General features: G+C 73.5%; 13 protein-coding genes. 8 read left to right on the top strand and 5 right to left on the bottom strand.

Annotated elements, in window-relative coordinates; all coding sequences use genetic code 11:
* Position 1: 1 nt before the first annotated feature.
* The 3 genes from C5N14_RS25105 to C5N14_RS25115 form a co-directional block, all read right to left on the bottom strand.
* Complete coding sequence (locus C5N14_RS25105) at positions 2-1,786, bottom strand: N-acetylglutaminylglutamine amidotransferase (protein ID WP_117671279.1); 1,785 nt, start codon at positions 1,784-1,786, stop codon at positions 2-4.
* Between the two features lie 241 nt (positions 1,787-2,027).
* Entirely contained in the window at positions 2,028-2,687 is a 660-nt protein-coding gene (gene msrA / locus C5N14_RS25110; RefSeq protein WP_117671281.1) for a peptide-methionine (S)-S-oxide reductase MsrA, read from the bottom strand.
* Between the two features lie 147 nt (positions 2,688-2,834).
* On the bottom strand, positions 2,835-3,254 hold the full coding sequence (locus tag C5N14_RS25115; RefSeq protein ID WP_117671283.1) for an HIT family protein: 420 nt from the start codon (positions 3,252-3,254) through the stop codon (positions 2,835-2,837).
* Between the two features lie 33 nt (positions 3,255-3,287).
* Between C5N14_RS25115 and C5N14_RS25120 the strand changes: the two genes are divergently transcribed.
* The 4 genes from C5N14_RS25120 (at position 3,288) to ilvA (ending at position 8,031) form a co-directional block, all read left to right on the top strand.
* Entirely contained in the window at positions 3,288-4,430 is a 1,143-nt protein-coding gene (locus C5N14_RS25120) for a cystathionine gamma-synthase (RefSeq protein ID WP_117671285.1), read from the top strand.
* A 16-nt stretch (positions 4,431-4,446) separates the two neighbouring features.
* Positions 4,447-5,856, top strand: a complete 1,410-nt coding sequence (locus C5N14_RS25125; protein ID WP_117671287.1) for an amidase — start codon at positions 4,447-4,449, stop codon at positions 5,854-5,856.
* Between the two features lie 133 nt (positions 5,857-5,989).
* On the top strand, positions 5,990-6,814 hold the full coding sequence (locus C5N14_RS25130) for a DUF4328 domain-containing protein (protein WP_243640011.1): 825 nt from the start codon (positions 5,990-5,992) through the stop codon (positions 6,812-6,814).
* Positions 6,811-8,031 carry a threonine ammonia-lyase gene (ilvA, locus tag C5N14_RS25135; RefSeq protein ID WP_117671291.1) on the top strand — a complete coding sequence of 407 codons (1,221 nt, stop codon included), beginning with the start codon at positions 6,811-6,813 and terminating at the stop codon, positions 8,029-8,031. The genes C5N14_RS25130 and ilvA overlap by 4 nt, the downstream gene beginning before the upstream one ends.
* Positions 8,032-8,086: 55 nt before the next feature.
* Here the strand turns inward: ilvA and greA are convergent, their stop codons facing one another.
* On the bottom strand, positions 8,087-8,587 hold the full coding sequence (gene greA, locus C5N14_RS25140) for a transcription elongation factor GreA (protein ID WP_117671293.1): 501 nt from the start codon (positions 8,585-8,587) through the stop codon (positions 8,087-8,089).
* 140 nt (positions 8,588-8,727) lie between these two features.
* Entirely contained in the window at positions 8,728-9,162 is a 435-nt protein-coding gene (locus C5N14_RS25145; protein ID WP_117671295.1) for a DUF4307 domain-containing protein, read from the bottom strand.
* Between the two features lie 179 nt (positions 9,163-9,341).
* Here C5N14_RS25145 and mca point away from each other — a divergent pair, with 179 nt between their 5' ends.
* The 4 genes from mca to C5N14_RS25165 all read left to right on the top strand — a co-directional run bounded on the left by mca (position 9,342) and on the right by C5N14_RS25165 (position 14,280).
* Positions 9,342-10,223, top strand: coding sequence for a mycothiol conjugate amidase Mca (mca, locus tag C5N14_RS25150; RefSeq protein WP_117671297.1), 882 nt, complete (start codon positions 9,342-9,344; stop codon positions 10,221-10,223).
* 48 nt (positions 10,224-10,271) lie between these two features.
* Positions 10,272-10,553, top strand: coding sequence for a hypothetical protein (locus tag C5N14_RS25155; RefSeq protein WP_117671299.1), 282 nt, complete (start codon positions 10,272-10,274; stop codon positions 10,551-10,553).
* A 237-nt stretch (positions 10,554-10,790) separates the two neighbouring features.
* Positions 10,791-13,271, top strand: a complete 2,481-nt coding sequence (locus C5N14_RS25160) for a bifunctional diguanylate cyclase/phosphodiesterase (RefSeq protein WP_117671328.1) — start codon at positions 10,791-10,793, stop codon at positions 13,269-13,271.
* A gap of 142 nt (positions 13,272-13,413) precedes the next feature.
* Complete coding sequence (locus tag C5N14_RS25165; RefSeq protein WP_117671302.1) at positions 13,414-14,280, top strand: CPBP family intramembrane glutamic endopeptidase; 867 nt, start codon at positions 13,414-13,416, stop codon at positions 14,278-14,280.
* Positions 14,281-14,620: the final 340 nt, after the last annotated feature.

Consider the following 14,620-nt stretch of genomic DNA (forward strand, 5'->3'; position numbering starts at 1 on the left):
GTCAGTCGATTCCGTGGCTCTGGAGCCACATTTCCAGGAGTCCCAGCTGCCACAGCTTGTTTCCGTTCAACGGGGTCAGTTCGGCGTTCGGGTCGGACAACAGCGCGTCGACGTACTCGGTGCGGAACAGGTTGCGGCGGCGGGCCTGCGGCGCATGCAGCGCGTCGCGTACCCGGTCGAGGAGCTTGCCCTCCAGGTGGGTGAGGCCCGGCACGGGGAAGTAGCCCTTCGGTCGGTCGATGACCTCGTGCGGCAGGACCCGGCGGCCGATCTCCTTCAGCACGCCCTTGCCGTCCTGGGCCAGCTTCAGCTCCGGCGGGCAGGTCGCGGCCAGCTCCACGAACTCGTGGTCGAGGAACGGCACCCTGGCCTCCAGCCCGTGCGCCATGGTCATGTTGTCGACGCGCTTCACCGGGTCGTCGGTCAGCATGACCTGGGTGTCGATCCGCAGGCCGGCGTCGACCGCCGTCTGCGCGCCCGCCCGGGCCAGGTGGGCGGCCACGAACTCCCGCGCCGGGTCGCCGTCGGCCAGCCACGCCGGGTCGAGGACCCGGGCCAGCCCGGCCGCGTCCCGGTCGAAGAACGCCTTCGCGTACGTCTCGGCGGCCCGCTCCCGGTCGACCCCGGCCAGCGGCGGGTACCAGTGGTAGCCGCCGAGGATCTCGTCCGCGCCCTGGCCGGACTGGACCACCTTGACGTGCTTCGACACCTCCTGGCTGAGCAGGTAGAACGCCACGCAGTCGTGGCTGACCATCGGCTCGCTCATGGCCGCCACGGCCGCCTCCAGGGGCGGCAGCAGGTCGCGGGCGGCCACCCGGATCTGGTGGTGGTCGGTGTCGAACGTCTTCGCCACCAGGTCGGAGTAGACGAACTCGTCGCCGGTCCGCCCGCCGACGGCGTCGAAGCCGATGGAGAACGTGGACAGACCGCGCTGGCCCTCGCCGGCCAGCAGGGCCACCACCAGGCTGGAGTCCAGCCCGCCGGAGAGCAGCACGCCGACCGGGACGTCGGCGACCATCCGGCGGCGCACCGCCGTGGTCAGCGACTCCAGCAGGGCGTCCTCCCAGTCGCGGGCGGACCAGCGGGCCCGCTCCTCGTGCCGGGTGAAGGACGGTTCCCAGTAGACCCGCTCGCGGGTGCTGCCGTCCGCCTCGTACACCCGGACGGTGGCCGGGGGCAGCTTGGCCACCCCGCGCAGGATCGTGCGCGGCGGCGGCACGATGCTGTGGAAGCTCAGGTAGTGGGCGAGCGCCACCGGGTCGATGGTGGTGTCCACGCCGCCGCCGGCCAACAGGGCCGGCAGGGTGCTGGCGAAGCGCACCACGCCCGGGGCCTCGGCCACATAGAGCGGCTTGACGCCGAGCCGGTCCCGGGCCAGCACCAGCCGGCCGCTGTCCCGCTCGCTGATCGCCACGGCGAACATGCCGACCAGGTGGTCGACGAAGTCCAGCCCCCACTCGGCGTACGCCTTGACGACCACCTCGCTGTCGCCGGAGGAGAAGAACCGGTGCCCCTTGGCCTGGAGTTCCTCGCGCAGCTCGCGGTAGTTGTAGACGCAGCCGTTGAAGACCCCGGTCAGCCCGGACGCCGGGTCGACCAGCGGCTGCCCACTGGCGGACGACAGGTCGATGATCTTCAGGCGGCGGTGGCCGAGGGCGGTCGGCCCCTGGGACCACACCCCGCTGTCGTCGGGGCCCCGGTCGCCCATTGTGGCCGCCATGCGCTCCACCGCCGCGACATCGGCCCGCGAGCCGTCGCGGCGAAACTCCCCAGCCAGTCCGCACATGCCAGGCAATGCTGCCAGAGGTGAGCGTGGTTCGCCTGTTGAGGTGATGTCACTGCCGTTACGGCTTGCTAAGATGCGCGCCACCGCGCACGCGAAAAGTCCGGCGGCCGGTCGTTTGCGCCCGCCCCCGGCCGCCTGCCCGGTTCGCCAGGCCGGACAGGTGTGACAAACGCCACTTTGGACCGTCGTCCTGTGGGCGGCCTGACGCCGGCCGGTCCCGCCGGCCGGCGTCCGTCGCCGGTCAGGCGGTGCGGGCGATGCCCACCGGGCAGCTCAGCCCGTTCGGCCCGTGGTTGCAGTACCCGTTCGGGTTCTTCGTCGGCGCGAGGTACTGCTGGTGGTAGTCCTCGGCGAAGTAGTAGTCGCCGAGCCGCTCGATCTCCGTGGTGATCTCGCCCTTGCCGGCCCGCGCCACGATCGGCGCGAAGGCGTCCCGCGAGGCCTGGGCGGTGGCGAGCTGCTCGTCGGTGCTCGCGTAGATCGCCGACCGGTACTGGGTGCCCACGTCGTTGCCCTGGCGCATGCCCTGGGTCGGGTCGTGGTTCTCCCAGAAGACCTTGAGCAGGTCCTCGTAGCTGATCGTCGTGGGGTCGTAGACCACCTGGACCACCTCGGCGTGCCTGGTCATGCCCGAGCAGACCTCCTCGTACGTCGGGTTCGGCGTGCTGCCGCCCGCGTAGCCGACGGAGGTGGTGAGCACGCCCGGCAGGGCCCAGAACAGGCGCTCGGCGCCCCAGAAGCAGCCCATGCCGAAGACGGCGACCTGCGAGCCCTCCGGGAACGGCCCTTTCAGCGACGACCCGAGGACCTCGTGCCGGTCGCCGATCGGCATCGCGATCGGACGGCCGGGCAGGGCCTGGTCGGGGGTGGGCAGTTCGCCCTTCATGCGGCGAAGGAACACGGTGGAACTCCTCTCGTACCTGTCCCCGCGTGCAACACCGCCGGGCCCCGGTTCCTTACCCGCCCAGCCCGCGATCAGGCCGCGCCGCCCCGCCGCGGTGGCGGACCCGGTCGGTGGCGGGTCCGCCCGACCGGCTCGCGCCCCGGTTCAGCCGCCGGCCAGGGCGGCGGCGACCCGTTCGGCGTACCCCCGCGCCTCGGCGTCGTCGGCGTAGCGGGTGCGGGGCCAGAAGAAGCCGCGCAGGCCGTCGCCCTTCGTCCTCGGCACGACGTGGGTGTGCAGGTGCGCCACGGACTGGGACACCCGGTTGTTCATCGCCACGAACGTGCCGCCCGCCGCCAGACCGGACTCCACCGCCGCGGCGAGCCGCTGGACCAGCCCGAAGTAGCCGGCCAGCGCGTCCGCCGGCAGGTCGGCCAGGGTGACCAGGTGGCCGCGCGGCACCACCAGCAGATGCCCCCGGAACACCGGCCGGGTGTCGAGGAAGGCGACCCCGTCCGGGGTGTCGGCCACCCGGAACGCCGGCACGTCGCCCGCCACGATCCCGCAGAACACGCACCCGCCCATCCGGCCAGGCTAACCCCGACTAACGTCTCGGGCATGAGTCACGGCTTCGAGACGCTCGCCATCCACGCCGGACAGGACCCCGAGGCCCGCACCGGCGCGGTGATCCCACCGATCTACCAGACCAGCACCTACGCCCAGGACGCCGTCGGCGCGCCCCGGCAGGGCTACGAGTACAGCCGCTCCGGCAACCCCACCCGGGACGCGCTCCAGGAGTGCCTCGCCGCGCTGGAGGGCGGCCCCGTCGGGCTCACCTTCGCCAGCGGCCTGGCGGCGGAGGACACCGTGCTGCGCGCCGTCTGCAAGCCGGGCGACCACGTGGTGATCCCGGACGACGCGTACGGCGGCACGTACCGGCTGTTCGCGAAGGTGGCCGAGCGGTGGGGGCTGGCGTACACCCCGGCGAAGGTCTCCGACGTCGACGCCGTGCGGGCCGCGATCCGGCCCGGCGCGACGCGGATCGTCTGGGTGGAGACGCCGACCAACCCGCTGCTCGGCATCGCCGACATCGCCGCGCTGGCCGCCGTCGCCCACGACGCCGGGGCGCTGCTGGTGGTGGACAACACCTTCGCGTCGCCGTACCTGCAACAGCCGATCGCGCACGGCGCGGACGTGGTGGTGCACTCCACCACCAAGTACGTGGGCGGGCACTCCGACGTCGTCGGCGGCGCGCTGGTGGTGGCCGACCGTGGCCTGGGCGACGAGCTGCGCTACCACCAGAACGCGATGGGCGCGGTCAACGGCCCGTTCGACGCCTGGCTGACCCTGCGCGGGATCAAGACGCTGGGCGTCCGGATGGACCGGCACTGCGACAACGCCGAGCGGATCGTCGCGTACCTGGACGGGCACGCCAAGGTCGGTCAGGTCAGCTACCCGGGCCTGCCGTCGCACCCGGGGCACGAGGTCGCCGCCAAGCAGATGCGCCGGTTCGGCGGCATGATCTCCTTCCGGGCCGCCGGCGGCGAGCAGCACGCCGTGGAGATCTGCAACCGGGCGAAGCTCTTCGTGCTCGCCGAGTCCCTCGGCGGGGTGGAATCCCTGATCGAGCACCCGGGCCGGATGACACACGCAAGTGCTGCCGGCTCGCCGCTTGAAGTTCCCGGCGATCTCGTGCGACTGTCTGTCGGCATCGAGACGGTCGACGACCTGCTCGCCGACTTGGAGCAGGCGCTGGGCTGACCGCTGGCTGGGGAGGGTGGCCGTGCAGGACATCATGCCGACCTGGGTGGGCGCGACCGCGAAGCAGATCGCCCGCGGCGTACGCCGGGGCGACGTCTCCGCCACCCAGGTCGTGGCCGACCACCTCGACCACATCGCCCGGGTCGACGCCGACCTCGCCGCGTTCCGCACGGTGCGCGGCGGGGAGGCGATCACCGAGGCGGAGAAGGTCGACGAGCAGGAGGAACTGGCGAACCTGCCGCTGGCCGGGGTGCCGGTCGCGGTCAAGGAGAACACCCCGGTCGCCGGCCTGCCCACCTGGAACGGCTCGGCCGCCGTGCGCAGCGCGGTGGCGGAGGCCGACCACGAGGTGGTCCGGCGGCTGCGCGGCGCGGGCGCGGTGATCCTCGGGGTGACCCGGATGCCGGAACTCGGACTCTGGGCGCTCACCGACGACAGCAGCGCGGTCACCCGCAACCCGTGGGACTCCCGGCGCACCCCGGGCGGCTCCTCCGGCGGGGCCGCCGCCGCGGTCGCCGCCGGGCTGGTGCCCATGGCGCACGGCAACGACGGCCTCGGCTCGATCCGCATCCCGGCGGCCTGCTGCGGCCTGGTCGGGCTGAAGCCCGGTCGGGGCGTGGTCCCCTGCCAGCTCGGCGCCGACGACTGGTTCGGCCTGACCGAGCACGGCATGCTGGCCTCCACGGTCGCCGACGCGGCCGTCGGCTTCCAGGTGCTCGCCGGCCGGCCGCAGGAGAAGCTGGTCCCGCCGCATCGGCTGCGGGTCGGCGTCTCGCTGCGGTCCCCGGTGCGCGGCGTCTCGCCGGACGTGCCCAACCGGGACGCGGTCACCGCCGCCGGCCGGCTGCTCGCCGGCGCCGGCCACGACACCGTCCCCGCCGACCCGGTCTACCCGACCCGGCTGGGGCTACAGGGCATCGCCACCTGGTTCGCGGCGGCCGCCGCCGACGTGCGGGCCGCCGGCCTCGACCGGCGCGACCTCCAGCGGCGCAGCCGCCGGCACGTCGCGCTGGGGGAGTGGGCGCAGCGCCGGGGGTACGTCCGGGAGGCCGACCGGATCGCCTGGCGCGAGCGCTCGATCGGTTTCTTCGCCGACCACTCGGTCGACCTGCTCCTCACCCCGGCGCTGGCCGGCCCGCCGCCGGAGGCCACCGGCTGGTCCGGCCGGTCCTGGAGCGCGAACATGAAGGCCAGCATCCGGTACGCCCCGTACGCCGCCCCGTGGAACATCGCCGGCCTGCCCGCGATCGTGGTGCCGGTGGGCCGCCGCCCCGACGGGCTGCCGGTGGCGGTGCAACTCGTCGGCCCGCCCGGCTCGGAGCTGCTGCTGCTCGGCGTCGCCGGCCAGTTCGAGCTCCAGGCGCCCTGGGCCCGGCACGCGCCCGGCTACCCCCGGGTCGGGACGGGGTCACCGGCCGCCGCTTGATCGTCTAGCGTGTGGCGCTCCTGACCGACGCACACCCCGGACGGACCACATGCGGTGCCAGACCTGTGGGGGCGAAACGTCCCCGACCCTCAACGAGTGTTCCACCTGCCGCACCCCGCTCGGGCAGCCGCCCGTGGCGCCCGGGGTGCCGACGTACCCGGTGGGCGGGCTCGGACGCGCGGTGGCGGCCGCCGTCGCCGCCACGGCGGTGCTCTACACCCTGGTGGCGTTCTACCCGGCGGTCGGCGCGGTGCTGGCCCGCCGTGCCGCCGAGGCGCAGGACACCGACGTACTGCTCGGCGCAGTGCTCCTCGAGGTGCTGTTCATCCTGCCGTTCGGCGCGACCTACCTGACCGCCGCCGTGCTGATGATCATCTGGACCTGGCGGGCCCGCAAGAACCTGGACGCGTTCCCCGGCGCGCTGCCGCAGTTCAGCCCGGGCTGGGCGATCGCCGGGTGGCTGGTGCCGCTGGCGAACGTCGTGGTGCCGGTGCGGGTGGTGGCGGGCATCGCCCGGGACAGCCTGTGGCGGGCCCGCACCTCGGTCCTGGTGGGCGTGTGGTGGGCCGCCTGGCTGGTGTTCAGCCTCGGCGAGCGGTTTGCCAGCCGGACCGACAACCGGGCGTACGAGCGGCTGCCCGAGGACCCGTTCAACGACATCGGCTTCCAGGCGTACGTCGGCTACTACCAGGACGCACTGGTGCGCAACCTCGTCCCGCTGGCCGCCTGCCTGACCGCCGCGGCGGCGCTGATCGTGCTGGTCCGCCGGATCACCGCAGCCCAGCAGGCCCGGATCGCGCTCGCCGTTCCCGCCGGGCCGGCCCCGTACGGCTGGCCGGGCGCCCCCGTGCCGTACGGCCGGCCGGCCGTCACGGACCCGTCGCCGCAGGTAGCGGGCGGGGCCGGCACGGTGTCGCCGCCGGACGCCGCGGCGGCGGGTGGCACGATCGGGGCATGACGGAACTGGTCGGTATCGCCGACGTGCGGGCCGCGCGGGAACTGCTCGCCGGCGTCACCCGCACCACCCCGCTGGAGCCCTCTCGCCCGCTGAGCGCGGTGCTCGGCGGGCCGGTCTGGCTCAAGTGCGAGAACGTGCAGCGCGCCGGGTCGTACAAGGTGCGCGGGGCGTACGTGCGGATCTCCCGGCTGTCCGCGGCGGAGCGCGACCGGGGCGTGGTGGCCGCCAGCGCCGGCAACCACGCGCAGGGGGTGGCGCTCGCCGCCGGGCTGGTCGGCACGCACGCCACCGTGTTCATGCCGGTGAACGCGCCGCTGCCCAAGGTCGCCGCCACCAAGGGGTACGGCGCCCAGATCGAGCTGGTCGGCAACACGGTCGACGAGTCGCTGGTCGAGGCGCAGGCCTTCGCCGAGCGGACCGGGGCGATCCTCATCCACCCGTTCGACCATCGGGACGTGATCGCCGGGCAGGGCACCGTGGCGCTGGAGATCCTCGAACAGTGCCCGGACGTGCGGACGATCATCGCCGGGGTCGGCGGGGGCGGCCTGATCTCCGGGATGGCGGTCGCGGCCAAGGCGCTGCGGCCGGACGTGCGGCTGATCGGCGTGCAGGCGGCCGGTGCGGCGGCGTACCCGCCCTCGCTGGTCGCCGGGGAGCCGGTCCGGCTGCCCGCGTTCAGCACGATCGCCGACGGCATCGCGGTGGGCCGCCCGGGCGAGATCACCTTCAACCACGTCCGCAAGCTCGTCGACGAGATGGTGACCGTCTCCGAGGAGGACATCTCCCGGGCGCTGCTGATGCTGCTGGAGCGGGGCAAGCAGGTGGTCGAACCGGCCGGCGCGGTGGGCGTGGCCGCCCTGCTGGCCGGCGTGGTGCAGGTCGAGACGCCAGCGGTGGCGGTGCTCTCCGGCGGCAACATCGACCCGCTGCTGATGCTGCGGGTCATCGAGCACGGCCTGGCGGCGGCCGGCCGGTACCTGCGGTTCACCGTGCGCTGCTCGGACCGGCCGGGGCAGCTCGCCTCGCTGCTCAGCGAGATCGCCGAGCACCGGGCGAACGTCGTCGACGTGGAGCACCAGCGGGCCAACCCGCACCTGGGGCTCGGCGAGGTGGAGGTGGCGCTGTCGGTGGAGACCCGGGGGGTCGAGCACTCCGACACGCTGATCAGCGCCCTGCGGGCCAGCGGCTACCAGGTGGTCTTCGCCGCCGAGTCCTGACCCGTGGCCCCCCGGGGCCGGCCGCCGGCCCCGGGGACCACGGGTCAGGGGTGACTCAGCCCGCGAACGGCTCGAACCTCACGACGGTCACCTTGATGTCCGCGCCGCTGGGGGCGGTGTAGGTGACGGTCTGCCCGGGCCTCGTGCCGAGGATCGACTTGCCCAGCGCCGACTCCGGGCTGTAGACGGTCAACTCGGTCGTCGACGAGATCTCCCGCGACCCGAGCAGGAACGTCTCGGTGTCGTCGGTGTCGTCGTCGAAGTAGATCGTGACGACCATGCCGGGGGACACCGTGTCGGCGCTTGGCGCCTCGCCGACCTGGGCGGTGCGCAGCAGCTCCTTCAGGTAGAGGATCCGCCCCTCCGCCTTCCCCTGCTCCTCGCGGGCGGCGTGGTATCCGCCGTTCTCCCGCAGGTCGCCCTCCTCGCGTCGGGCGTTGATCTCGGCGGCGATGACCGGTCGGTTGGCGATCAGCTCGTCGAGCTCGCCCTGGAGGCGGTCGTGCGCGTCCTGGGACAGCCAGGTGGCGGGCGCCTCGTTGCCAGTGTTGGACACAGGCGGTCTCCTCGGTTGTGCGGACTGGCTGACGGGTGAACTACCAAGTTACCAGTGCCCCGCCCGCCGGGGTGCCGACGATCACCGCGGGTGCCGGTGGGACGACCCGCGGTGCGCGTGTGAGGGGGTGTTCCGGCAGCTCAGCCGGCTGGACGGCAGCGCACCACCTCACCGATGAAGGGCCGGGCGCTGGTGGCCAGCCGGTGCCGGGCGGTCACCTGCGACTCGCCCGGTCGGGCGGTCACCGTCACCTCCTCGCGGGCCACCTCGGCGCCGTCGTGCGAGCGGGCCCGCAGCGCGCAGGTCGCCGAGCCGCCCGCCGGGACGGCCACCCGGAAGTCGACCACCACCTGTGAGTCGGTGATGTCGGTGTAGGTGATCATCTGGGCGTCGTAGTCGGGGTCGCCGTACTTGCCGTACAGGCTGAACGCGGCCACGCCGAGCACCGCCACCAGGGCGACGGCGAGCAGGGCGACCAGCGCCGGGCGGCGGCGGGCGGGCTCGCGGCGGCGGCCGTAGCGGCCCGGCGGGAACACCGGCGCGCCGGAAGCGATTGTGGCGTGCGTCTCGGTCACCGGCGGGTATCTCCTGGCGTTGTTGTCGGCGGCATCGGCAAGAATGGCAGAGTCCATCTTCCCAGCCCGGCGCTGACTCACCGGACGACTGCTGAGTCACCGATGATGAGTCAAGGATGACAGGTCGGCCGCGTCGTCGACAGGTCAGCGCCGGTGGGCACGAACGAGGAGCGCCGCAAGTGGCAGAGCAGCTGCGTCTCATGGCCGTCCACGCGCACCCCGACGACGAGTCGAGCAAGGGTGCCGCGACCATGGCGAGGTACGTGGCCGAGGGGGTCGACGTCCTGGTCGTGACGTGTACCGGCGGCGAGCGCGGCAGCGTGCTCAACCCGAAGATGGACCGCCCGGACGTCTGGGCCAACATCGGCGACATCCGCCGCGCCGAGATGGACGCGGCCCGCGCGATCCTCGGCGTCGAGCAGGCGTGGCTCGGCTTCGTCGACTCGGGGCTGCCGGAGGGCGACCCGCTGCCGCCGCTGCCCGAGGGGTGCTTCGCCCTCCAGGACGTCGAGGTCGCCGCCGGCCCGCTGGTGCGCCTGATCCGCCAGTTCCGCCCGCACGTGATCACCACGTACGACGAGGAGGGCGGCTACCCGCACCCGGACCACATCATGACCCACCGGGTGAGCGTCGCCGCCTTCGACGCCGCGGGTGACCCGGCGCGTCACCCGGAGCTCGGCGAGCCCTGGCAGCCGCTCAAGCTCTACTACGACGTCGGGTTCTCCAGGGGCAAGATCCTGGCGTTGCACGAGGGCATGCTCGCCGCCGGCCTGGAGTCGCCGTACGAGGAGTGGCTCAAGCGGTGGGAGGACCGCCCCGACAAGGGCCCCCGGATCACCACCCGGGTCGAGTGCGCCGAGTACTTCCCGGTCCGCGACGACGCGCTGCGCGCCCACGCCACCCAGATCGACCCGGACGGCTTCTGGTTCCACGTGCCGATGGAGCTCCAGCAGCGCGCCTGGCCGACGGAGGACTTCCAGCTCGCCCGCTCGGTGGTCGACAGCCCGCTGCCCGAGTCCGACCTCTTCGCCGGGGTGCGCGAGACGGCCCATGCCCGCTGATCCGGCGGGGGGCTACCCTGGTCACCAGCCGCACAACGGAGGAACGCCATGCTGACCGCTGCCCAGGTCCTCGCGGAGAACAACTTCGGTGACACTCGCACCGGTGGCCTCGCCGGTCCGATGGGCCTCTTCCTCATCCTGGTGCTGGCGACCGCCACCGTGCTGCTGATCCGCAACATGAACGCCCGGCTGCGCCGGCTGCCCGACCGGTTCCCGGCGCCGGGTGGCGTCGATGCGGGCCGGGCCGACGCGGGAGTCGTCGATCCGACAGACGGGACTGCGAGGCAGGAGTCACGCCCGAACGCTGCCAAGCGGCCCCAGCAGGGCTGAAACGGATGATCCGCGCGTGATTCACGCCGAACCCGGTCGTCGCCCCCTGTTGCGGCCACCGGCTTTGGCTTAGCCTTCCGCCGGGGGCCAAAAGTCCCCGAGCCGCGCGCGGGAGGGGGCGTCGATGACCGGGTCAGCGACGGCTGCCCGCCGTACCGTGCGACGACCGGCGGACGGGGGAGGTCGGTGACCTCCGGCAGGGCCGGCGACCGGCTCGTCCGGCTCGGCGTACGCGGCATCCCGGGCCGAGTGCTGCTGCTGACCGCCGCCGTGGCCCTGACGGCCCTGGCGGCAGCCGTGGTCGGCCTCACCCTCCCGACCCATCTGCCCGCCGACGACCCGCTCCCGGGGCCCGCCCGGTTCGGCCTCGGCGTCGCGGCGTTCGCCGTGGCCCAGCTCGCCCGGCTGCGGTTCCGCGCCGGCTCCGGAATGGTCAGCATCACCTGGGGCGAGGCCGCGCTCATCGTCTGCCTCTACCTGGTGCCCGCCGGCTGGCTCCCGGCCGCCACGCTGCTCGGTGCCGGCGCGGCCTGGACGACGCTGTCCCTGGCCGCCGACCGCCGGCCGCCGCTGGAGACCGTCCGCATCGCGACCTCGCTGACCGCCGCGACCGCCCTCGCCGGCACCGTCGCCACGGCCCTCGGCGCGCCCCTGCTGGCGGCCCCCACGCCGGAACTCGCGTTGGCCCTGCTGGCCGGCTCGGTGACCTACCTGCTCGTGAGCGCCTGGCTGGGCGGGGCCACCGTGGCGCTGCGGCACGGCGTGCCGATGGGCCCACCGTTGATCGCCGCGTTGCGCGGCAAGCTGCTGATGTTCGTCGGGAACGTGGCCGTCGGCCTGGGCGTGGTGGCGCTGTTGGAGATCGACGCCCGCTGGCTGCTGCTGCTCCCGCCCGTGCTCTGGCTGCTCCAGCAGACCTACCGGCACCGGCTCCGCGCCGACCAGGAGCGGCGCACCTGGCGGGCCTTCGCCGAGGCCACCGCCGCGCTCAACCAGCTCGACGAGCGGGGCGTCGCCACCGCCGCGGTGACCGGCGCGTTGAACCTCTTCGGCGCCGAGCTGGTCGACGTGGACGTGGCCCGCGGCGACGGCCGGTGGCGGCGCTACCGGGGTGACACGTCCGGCCAGGTGGTCGACCGGGAGATCGGCCCGCCCGCCCGCCTGGGCCCCGACGAGCACGAGCTGGTCCGGCCGCTGACCGTCGGTGCCACCCGGGTCGGCGAGCTGCGGGTCCACTTCCCCCGTTCCGCGCCGCCCAGCGCCCGCGACCAGGACGCCGTCGCCGCGTTCTCCGACGCGCTCGCCGCCGCGCTGCACGACGCCGCGACACACCGCGAGCTGCGGCTGGTCACCGCCCGGTCGTCGTACGAGGCGGTGCACGACCCGCTCACCGGGCTGCTCAACCGGGCCGCCATGCTCAGCAAGGGCGACCAGGCGCTGCGGCAGCGCGCCCACGACCACCCGGTGGCGTTGCTGCTGCTCGACATCGACCAGTTCAAAGAGGTCAACGACACCCTCGGGCACGCCGCTGGCGACCAGCTCCTGCGGCTGGGCGCCAACCGGCTCGGCGCGTTGACCCGCTCGGGCGACCTGCTCGGCCGGCTCGGCGGCGACGAGTTCGCCCTGCTGCTGACCAGCGTCCCGGTGCTCGGCGGCCGGACCGCCCCGATGGCGTACGCGCTGCGCCAGGCCCGGGAGATCGCCGAACGGATGGCCGCCCCCACCGAGGTGGCCGGGGTGCGGATGTCCGTCGAGGTCTCCGTCGGGGTGGTGGTCGCCGACGCCGGCACCGCCGACCTGACCGAGCTGCTGCGTCGGGCAGACATCGCGATGTACCAGGCCAAGGAGGGCGGCGGCAGCGTCGCCGCGTACGACAGCTCCCGGGACGCCGCGAGCACCGACCAGCTCGCGCTGCTCGCGGAGCTGCGGGAGGCGCTCGCCGCCGACGACCAGCTCGTGCTGGCCCTCCAGCCGGCGGTGGACCTGGCCACCGGCGCGCCGACCGGGGTGGAGGCGCTGATCCGCTGGCGGCACCCGCGCCGGGGCTGGCTCGGCCCCAGCGACTTCATCCGCCCGGTGGAGAACAGCGAGCAGCTCGGCACCTTCACCCGGTACGTGCTGGACAAGGCGCTCGCAGTGGCCGCCGACTGGGCCCGCGCGGGCCTGGACGTGCCGATCTCGGTGAACCTGTCGGCCCGCAGCCTGCTCGACCCCCGGCTGCCGGCCGAGATCGGCGAGGCGCTGCGCCGGCATCAGGTCCCGCCGCGCCGCCTGGTGCTGGAGATCACCGAGACCGTGGTGATGAGCGAGCTGGAGATCATCGACGAGGTGCTCGCCACGCTCCGGTCGATGGGCGTGCAGCTCGCGGTGGACGACTTCGGCACCGGGTTCTCGTCGCTGGCGTTCGTGACCCGGATCGCCGTGGACGAGCTGAAGGTCGACCGGTCGTTCGTGATCCGGATGGCGGACTCGCCGGAGGCGGCGGCGATCGTCCGGGCGACCGTCGGGCTTGCCCACGAGCTGGGCCTGCGGGTGGTCGCCGAGGGTGTGGAGACCGCCGAGCAGCGGCTCGCCCTGGCGGAGCTGGGCTGCACGGCGGCCCAGGGGTACCACTTCTTCAAGCCGATGCCGGCTGACAAGATCGGCGCGGTGCTCGGTTCGCTGCTGGACGCCGCCCGGCCGACGGTTCTCCCGCTGCGCGCCGACGGCGCCTCCTGACCCGTTCGGGCGATCCGAGCCGGACTCCCGAAGCCGGGAAGTGGCCTTCGACCTTTATGGGTGGTACCGGGATCGAACCGGTGATCCCGTCGGTGTGAACTGGCGGCGGCGGCGCCGCGCCGGCCGAGAGTATTATCCCGCCATGCCAGGCGACTCTGCCACCACTCCATCCTCCGGTGGGCGCTGGGCCACCGCCTGGCGGGTGCTGGCGTTCTGGGTCGCGACGATGGTCGTGCTGGTGATCGCCTCGCTGGTCACCTCGCACGTGTCCGCTGCGTGGCGCATGGTTGTCACGGGAGCCGTCGCGGGCCTCGCGACCTTGCTTCTGACCCTGCCGTTTCTGCGTTGGGAAGGGTTACGCGCGGCTCAGGTCGGATTGGTGCCCGAGCGCGGCAGCCTTGCGCGCTTCGGTGCGGGCATCGTGCTGGGTGTCGGCATGGCCGCAGCTCACGTGGGATTGATGCTCGCGTTCGCTCCGGTGCGTCTCGTGGCGGGAGAGCCGGTGGACGTGAGCTTCATGTTGCTCACCGGCTTCGGCCTTCTTCTGTTGGCCGCTCGCGAGGAGATTGCCTTCCGCGCTTATCCGCTGCGCGCGTTGGACGCCCGCTACGGCGTCGCGACCGCGCTTGCAGGGACGGCGGCGATGTTCTGCGTCGAGCATATTCTCGGTGGCTCCTCGTGGGACAACGCGGTGTTCGGCTCGATTCCTGGAGCGCTGGTGTTCGGCATGGCGGCGTTGGCCAGCCGCGGCCTGGCGCTGCCGCTGGGCCTGCACACGGCGTGGAACTGCGTCGACTGGGCAACTGGTGGCAAGGGCGACGATGGTCTGTGGCGACGCGTGGTCGAGCCCGGTCGGGAGCAGGCTGGCGCGGTGCTGGGCCTCGCCTCGTTCGGGTTGGTGATGGCCGCCGCGTTCGTCTTGCTGTGGTGGATCGGCCGGCGGGCTCGGCGCCAGGTTGCGGCAGTTGCTTCCCGCTCGGCGCTGGAGGTTGACGCCCTGCCCGGCTAGTGCCGCGTCTTTGAACGTTGATCGGGTAATCCGTCGGTTCTGGGGCAGGGTCTTTACGTAGTCGATTGAGGCATGTCTGATCTGACCTGGGCGTACGCGATGCCGTGGCCTGGCTGGAGGGTGACGCGGGGCGGGGCCATTGCCTGGTCGTGGGTGCGGTCCCCGGCCGGCGGGGAACGGTGACCCAGGCGGGACTGTGGGCGGCGGTCGATGACGTGGGCGGCGGTGCCTATGGAGCTGAGTCGTTCACGTCATCACCGTCGGTCGGGCCACCACCGTTCGCGGTTACCCACCGCTCTGTCGGGTCGTGGCTGGCGGCGGGTGTGGCGGCGGGGTGTGG

The organism is Micromonospora sp. MW-13 (assembly GCF_003434305.1).
Classification (GTDB): Bacteria; Actinomycetota; Actinomycetes; order Mycobacteriales; family Micromonosporaceae; genus Micromonospora.